General features: G+C 47.4%; 1 protein-coding gene. It reads right to left on the bottom strand.

Going from position 1 to position 306, the window contains the following annotated elements; genetic code table 11:
- The coding region (locus KTE19_RS13760) for a transposase (RefSeq protein ID WP_347339424.1) at positions 1-306 on the bottom strand (306 nt) is incomplete at both ends.

Genomic DNA, 306 nt, shown 5'->3' with positions numbered 1-306 from the left:
TCTTTCTTGGCGCGCAAGGCTCGCCGGGATAACTTACGTTGGGCCTTGGCCAGTTTACCTTTGACTGTTCGATAGTAACGGTGGTTGGCAATGACGTTGCCATTGGAATCCGTGAGAAAGTTGTCCGTATTGAGGTCAATGCCGATGGTCATCTGCGTTTTCCTAACCGTTTGTACAACGAAAGGCTGTTTCGAAGCTAGTTTCAATGAAACGTAATAGCGACCAGTGGCATCCATTGAAATCGTCACGGTTCCAATCCGAATCTCGTTCTTTTTGGCCAATATTTTCGCCGGCATTCCTCGAAAA

The sequence above is a fragment of the Lentilactobacillus dabitei genome (assembly GCF_019061365.1).
In the GTDB taxonomy this organism is placed as follows: domain Bacteria; phylum Bacillota; class Bacilli; order Lactobacillales; family Lactobacillaceae; genus Lentilactobacillus; species Lentilactobacillus dabitei.
The sequence above is the reverse complement of the archived record's forward strand: the minus strand, read 5'-3'. Positions and strand labels throughout refer to the sequence as shown.